Consider the following 6,073-nt stretch of genomic DNA (forward strand, 5'->3'; position numbering starts at 1 on the left):
GCCGGACAGTGCCCGGGCGTCGACCACCGCCTTCTGTTCGGTCGACAGCGTCAGGCAATGGACGCCTACCCCCTCGCTGGACGCCAGTGCCGCGAACGAGCCCCAGCCGCAGCCGACTTCCAGTATCACATCGCCCGGTTTCGTGTTCGTCCTGTCCAGTATCGCGCGCAGCTTGGCGGTCTGCGCCGCCTCCAGCGACTGACCGGGCGTATCGAACAGCGCGCTGGAATAGGTGAGACCGGGATCGAGCCATTCGCGGTAGAAGTCGTTGCCGAGATCGTAGTGCGCGGCGATGTTGCGGCGCGAGCCGGCACGGTCGTTGCGCCGGAACCGGTGGCCGAGCCGCGCCAGCACCTTGACCACCCCGCCCGCCCGCGCCGCATCGCCGAGCGTCACGCGGTTGCGCATGAACAGGTCGAACAGCGGCACCGGATCGGGGCTGGACCAGTCGCCCGCGGCCCACCCCTCGTACCAGCCGACCGAACCGCCGCTGGCCAGCCGGACGAGCGCGCGCCAGCGATGGACCGCGACGATCGCCACCGGCCCCGGCGCCCGCCCGCCGAGCAGGCGGTGCGTGCCATCGGGCAGGCTCGCCTCGATCGCGCCGGCGGCCAGTCCGCGGTCAATCCGGTCGAGCAGGCGGTGGAATATCGGCGCGACCATCCGACTCGACGTTCTGCCGCCCTGTTCCCCGATCGCCACCGTTCCGTTCATGGCGCGTCCCATGCACGGCGGAGGCGCGGGTGAAAAGGGTCAGCTACGCATCGCCTTCGCCGCGGCCAGTGCCCGTTCGCGTCCTTCGCGGTGGCCGATGATCTTGCGCGGATAGTCGGCGGGCCGGACATCGTCGCCCGGATCGTGGATATCGGCATCGGACAGGTCGGCCAGTTCGGGCACCCAGCGGCGGATATAATCGCCCGCGTCGAATTTTTCCGACTGGCCGAGCGGCGCCATGATCCGGCCGAACATGTTCGCGTCGATCCCGGTGCCGGCAATCCACTGCCAGTTGACCGAATTGTTGCCGTAGTCGGCATCGACCAGACAGTCCCAATACCAGCGTTCGCCCTCCCGCCAGTCGATCAGCAGATGCTTCACCAGAAAGGAGGCCGCGATCATTCGTACCCGGTTGTGCATCCAGCCGCTGGTCCAGAGCTGGCGCATGCCGGCATCGACGATCGGGTAGCCGGTGCGTCCGCGCTGCCACGCGCGCAGATCCCGCTGCGCCGCCGCACCGCTGCGCCATGGCAGGCGGTCAAACGCGTCGCGGCCATTCTCGTCGGCATAACGGGGCAGCGCCATCACCACCCCATCGGTGAAATCGCGCCAGGCGAGTTCCTTGCGGAACTTCTCCGCATCGCGCTGCCCCTCGATCGCATGCCACACCGCGCGCGGCGATATCTCGCCGTGGTGAAGATGGGGGGACAGGCGCGAGGTGCCCTCCTCGGCGGGCAGGTTGCGGTCCCGTTCATATCCTGAAACCCGGTCGATGAAGTCCGCCAGGCGCGTCTGCGCCTGCGCCTCGCCGGGTTGCCATTCCTCGCCGAAACCGGTCGACCAGTCGGGTCTGGTCGGCAGCAGCGCCCAGTCGGCCAGTGCGTCGCCCACCGGCCAGATATCGGGCGCAGGGATGGTGTCAGGCGCATCCCATGGCGCCTCGGGCGGGAGATGCGCCTGCAGCGCGCGCCAAAAGGCCGAGTAGATGCGGAACGGCTTGCCCGAACCGGTCGTCACCGCCTCGGGCGGAGCGAGGTGATTGCCGTCGTGCAGGCACAACCGCTCGCCCAGATCGGCCTCGACGGCGCGCCACCAGGGTTCGTAGTGGCGGATGGCATGAACCGCGCCGGCACCGCTTTCCCCGGCGAGTCGTGCCAGCACCTTTGCGGCGGGGCCGCGACGCAGGATCAGCCGCGATCCTCGGCTCTCCAGATCACGGGCAAGCGCCGCGAGGCTGTGGTGCAGCCACCAACGCTGCGCGCCGCCGATCCGCCAGTCGCCGGGTGCATCGTCGTCCAGCACATAGACGGGAATGACCGGCCCGGCATCGGCGGCGGCGCACAAGGCAGGCTGGTCGTGCAGGCGCAGATCCTGACGAAACCAGAGGATCGAGGGCTGGGTCATGAGGGCGTTCCGGTAAGGACGGGGGCAAAGGCGGTGCCGAGCGTCAGGATGGCATCGACATGGCGGCGGGCGATGGCGAGCGCGTCGTCGCCATAGCCACCGCCGACCGTACTCGCGAGCGGGAGGCCGCGCCGGATGGCGAGGTCGGCGACCAGCCGTTCGCGCCGGGCGAGACCGTCCAGCGTCAGCGACAACCGGCCGAGCCGATCGCCGACAAAGGGATCGACGCCGGCCTGATAGAGAATCAGGTCGGGTGCGGCATCGTCGAGAAAGGGGCCAAGGGTGGTGGCCAGCGTGTCGAGATAGCCGTCGTCGTCCACGCCATCGGGCAGGCCGACATCGAGCGTCGAGCGTGCCTTGCGGACGGGGAAATTCTTTTCGGCATGGATGGAGTAGGTGGCGATATCGGGCCGCCCGGCGGTGAGCGCGGCGGTGCCGTCGCCCTGGTGGACGTCGCAATCGACGATCGCGACGCGGGCGACGGTGCCTTCCTCGACCAGCCGGACGGCGGCGAGCGCGAGATCGTTGAACACGCAATAGCCCGCCCCCGTGGCCGCCAGCGCATGGTGACTGCCGCCCGCGGTATTGGCGGCAAAACCATGCAACAGCGCCAGATGCGCGGCCAACCAGGTACCGGCCGGGACCATCTGCGCGCGCAGGGCGACCGGGGGCGTGACGGGAAAGCCGATGCGACGCGTCTTTTCAGGCGGCACCCGCGCCTCCAGCACCTCGGCCACGTAATCGGGATCGTGCACCGCCTCCAGCCAGCGGCGCGGCATCGCATCCGGCGCGTGCCAGGCGATGCGATCGCCCTCGTCCAGCAGCAGGTCGCGGATCAGCCCGTTCTTGCCCCAGCGATAGGTGGAGCGGGCCGGCGCGGGCGAGACATAGGCGGGGTGATGGACGACATGGATCATGATCTTTAGACAGCCCCTGCCACGTCGCCAGAGGAACGCATGTCCGATCAGCCTTTCGTCCGACCCGACGTTCGCCAGTTCCTAACCTATCTAAACGCGTTACCCGGCCCGCGGATGCACGAAATGGAAACGGCGGCGGCGCGTGCGCTGTTTCTGGCGTCCAACGACGTGGCCGAACTGCCGGTGGGCGCGCTGGCGGTGATCCGCGATCTGACGATTCCCGGCCCCGGCGGCCCCATTCCGGCGCGGCTGTTCGATACGGTGGAGGCCCGCGTGCCGGGACCGGTCATCGTCTTCTATCATGGCGGCGGCTTCGTGATCGGCGACATCGACACGCACGCATCCTTCTGCGCCGCACTGGCACGGGGCACCGGGTTGCCGGTGGTCTCGGTCGGGTACCGGCTGGCACCGGAACATCGCTGGCCTGCGGCTCCGGACGATGCGGAGGCGGCGGCACGCTGGGTGGCGACCAATCCGGCCGCGCTGGGCATTGCCGTGACGGCGTTGATCCTGTGCGGCGACAGTGCCGGCGGCACGCTGACCATCACCACCGCACTTGCCCTGCGCGACGATCCGGCGGCGGTGCCGGTGATCGTGCAGGCGCCGATCTATCCGGCGACCGACCTGACGACCCGTTATCCGTCGTTCGCGGCCTTTGGCGAAGGCTATCTGCTGTCGCGCGATTCGCTGCGCTGGTTCGCGGATGCCTATGCCGCCGATATCCATCATGCCCGCGCCTCGCCGATGGCGGCGGACCTGACCGGCCTGCCGCCCGCCGTGATCGTCACCGCCAGCCTGGACCCGATCCGCGACCAGGGCCGCGCCTATGCGGCCGCACTGGTGCAGGCCGGCGTGCCGGTGGTATTCCGCGAGGCGGTGGGCACGATCCACGGCTTCATCACGCTGCGGCGTGCCATTCCCTCCGCCGTCGGCGATGTCGCCGGCTTCATCCTTGCGCTAAAGGCTGTCGTCACCGAAGCCGAAGCGGCGCGCGTCTCCATCCAGGCTGCCGGCTGATCCCATGACCGACCTTCCCTATCGCCCCTGCGCGGGCGTGATGCTGATGAACCGCGACGGACAGGTGTTCGTCGGCCAGCGGCTCGATTCGACACTGGAGGCATGGCAGATGCCGCAGGGGGGAATCGACCCCGGCGAGGATGCGTATGCGGCGGCGGTGCGCGAGCTGTTCGAGGAAACCGGCGTCGTCGCCGATCATGTCGAGCTGATCGCGGAGGCGCCTGGCGAGTTCTTCTACGACCTGCCCGACGAAATGATCGGCAAGGTGTGGAAGGGCAAGTGGCGGGGCCAGCGGCAACGCTGGTTCCTGTTCCGCTTTTCAGGGAGCGACAGCGATATCGACATCCGGACCGCGCATCCGGAGTTTCGCACCTGGCGCTGGACCGATCCGGCGGACCTGCCCGCGATGATCGTGCCGTTCAAAAAGGCGCTGTACGAGCAGGTGCTGGCCGCATTCGCCCCTCATTTGGGCGCAACCATCGGTAACAACACCGTTTCCGCTACGGCGCTTCGGCCCTAAAGGCGATCGCCGTGCGCTCCCTGATCCTTCTTGCCGCCGCTCCGTTCCTGCTCGCCAATACTGGCGACCCCGATCCTGCGCTGATCCCGCCGGCCGTGAAGGCGATGCTGGATGCCGCCGTCGCGTCGGGCAACGAGAACGATATCTCGACCATCGTCCGCTATGCGCTGAACGCGTCGCCCGAGGCGGCGGACGCGATCAACGCGGTGGTGGAGGCGTGGCGCGACGAGCGCAGCGCCAGCAAGACGCGGACGGTGCGCGAGGCAGGCGTGTTCGACCTGTGGCGCGGCCGGGCCGAGCTCGGGGGCTATGCGACGACGGGCAACACCGACAATCTGGGCATGACCGCGATCGTCGACCTGACGCGCGAAGGGCTGCAATGGCGGCACAAAGTGTATCTGCAGGCCGATTATCAGGAAGCCAGCAACGTCACCAATCGCGAACATTATCTGGCGCGGTACGAGCCCAACTACAAGCTGAACGCCGACATCTACGTCTATGGCTCGGCCCTGTACGAGAGCGACAAGTTCCTCGGCTACTTTAACCGTTACTCGGCATCGGCAGGCGCCGGCTACAGCGTGATCCGCGGGCGGCGGGTGACGCTGGACCTGGAACTGGGGCCGGGTTTCCGGCACACCGAGTTCACCGACAACAGGATCGAGAGCAACCTGGCGGCGCGCGGCAACGTCAATTTCGGATGGAAGCTGACCAATGCGATCAGCCTGAACCAGACGACATCCGCCTATCTGCAGGAATTGAACAGCACCGTGTCGAGCGTCACCGGGCTGAACGCACGCCTGTTGGGGCCGTTGTCGGCGCAGATGTCGTACACGGTGCAGTATGAAAGCCAGCCGCCGGTCGGCCGGCGGACGACGGATACCACCACGCGCGCGTCGCTCGTCTATAGCTTCTGAGCGCCCGGATGGGTTAGGCTCCCCCGATGGAGGGGATGACCAACGAGGAGCGCGCCGCGATCGACCGGATCGATGCGGCCGCGATGCTGACCCAGGTGCAGGACTGGTCCGCGATCAACAGCGGGACGGGCAATCTGGCGGGACTGGCGGCGGTGGCCGGGCGGCTGGCGGATGCCTTTGCCATGCTGCCGGGGGATTTGTCGCTGGTCGATCCGGCGCCGGTCGAGCGGGTGGGTGCGGACGGGGTGCCGGCGCCGCTCGCGCATGGCCGCCACCTGCTGCTGACCGTGCGGCCAGAGGCGCCGGTGCAGATGCTGTTCACCGGGCATATGGATACCGTCTATCCGGTCGACCATCCGTTCCAGGCGCTGCGCTGGATGGAGGATGGCATGCTGAACGGCCCCGGCGTCGCCGACATGAAGGGCGGGCTGGCGGTGATGCTGGCGGCGCTGCGGGCGGTGGAGGCGTCGTCGGCCGCGGCGCAGCTTGGCTATGCGGTGGTGATCAATTCGGACGAGGAAACGGGATCGGCCGCCTCTGCGGCGCTGCTGGCCGGGGCGGCGCGGGGCAAGGTCGCGGCCTTGACC

General features: G+C 68.5%; 7 protein-coding genes. 4 read left to right on the top strand and 3 right to left on the bottom strand.

The window, feature by feature from the left end; genetic code table 11:
- From Q0U08_RS16920 to Q0U08_RS16930, 3 genes are all read right to left on the bottom strand, one after another.
- Window positions 1–714 (bottom strand): class I SAM-dependent methyltransferase (locus Q0U08_RS16920; protein ID WP_298092766.1); only part of this gene is annotated, 714 nt, incomplete at its 3' end.
- A 39-nt stretch (window positions 715–753) separates the two neighbouring features.
- Window positions 754–2,118, bottom strand: a complete 1,365-nt coding sequence (locus tag Q0U08_RS16925; protein WP_298092768.1) for a deoxyribodipyrimidine photo-lyase — start codon at window positions 2,116–2,118, stop codon at window positions 754–756.
- Window positions 2,115–3,035 carry a histone deacetylase gene (locus Q0U08_RS16930; protein ID WP_298092769.1) on the bottom strand — a complete coding sequence of 307 codons (921 nt, stop codon included), beginning with the start codon at window positions 3,033–3,035 and terminating at the stop codon, window positions 2,115–2,117. Before Q0U08_RS16930 ends, Q0U08_RS16925 begins: the two co-directional genes overlap by 4 nt.
- 39 nt (window positions 3,036–3,074) lie before the next feature.
- Here Q0U08_RS16930 and Q0U08_RS16935 point away from each other — a divergent pair, with 39 nt between their 5' ends.
- From Q0U08_RS16935 to Q0U08_RS16950, 4 genes are all read left to right on the top strand, one after another.
- Complete coding sequence (locus tag Q0U08_RS16935) at window positions 3,075–4,052, top strand: alpha/beta hydrolase (protein WP_298092770.1); 978 nt, start codon at window positions 3,075–3,077, stop codon at window positions 4,050–4,052.
- A gap of 4 nt (window positions 4,053–4,056) precedes the next feature.
- A complete protein-coding gene (locus Q0U08_RS16940) occupies window positions 4,057–4,572 on the top strand; it encodes an RNA pyrophosphohydrolase (RefSeq protein ID WP_298092772.1) in 516 nt (171 codons plus the stop codon).
- Between the two features lie 11 nt (window positions 4,573–4,583).
- Entirely contained in the window at window positions 4,584–5,486 is a 903-nt protein-coding gene (locus Q0U08_RS16945) for a YdiY family protein (RefSeq protein ID WP_298092773.1), read from the top strand.
- Between the two features lie 26 nt (window positions 5,487–5,512).
- Window positions 5,513–6,073, top strand: a 561-nt coding sequence (locus Q0U08_RS16950) for a M20/M25/M40 family metallo-hydrolase (protein WP_298092775.1), incomplete at its 3' end; no start/stop codon positions are given.

The organism is uncultured Sphingomonas sp. (assembly GCF_946477935.1).
Taxonomy (GTDB): Bacteria; Pseudomonadota; Alphaproteobacteria; order Sphingomonadales; family Sphingomonadaceae; genus Sphingomonas.

Excerpts from the sequence above, each read along its gene's own strand:
- Q0U08_RS16925 (WP_298092768.1), bottom strand. The coding sequence starts at position 2,118 with ATGACCCAGCCCTCGATCCTCTGGTTTCGTCAGGATCTGCGCCTGCAC.
- Q0U08_RS16930 (WP_298092769.1), bottom strand. The coding sequence starts at position 3,035 with ATGATCCATGTCGTCCATCACCCCGCCTATGTCTCGCCCGCGCCGGCC.
- Q0U08_RS16935 (WP_298092770.1), top strand. The coding sequence starts at position 3,075 with ATGTCCGATCAGCCTTTCGTCCGACCCGACGTTCGCCAGTTCCTAACC.
- Q0U08_RS16940 (WP_298092772.1), top strand. The coding sequence starts at position 4,057 with ATGACCGACCTTCCCTATCGCCCCTGCGCGGGCGTGATGCTGATGAAC.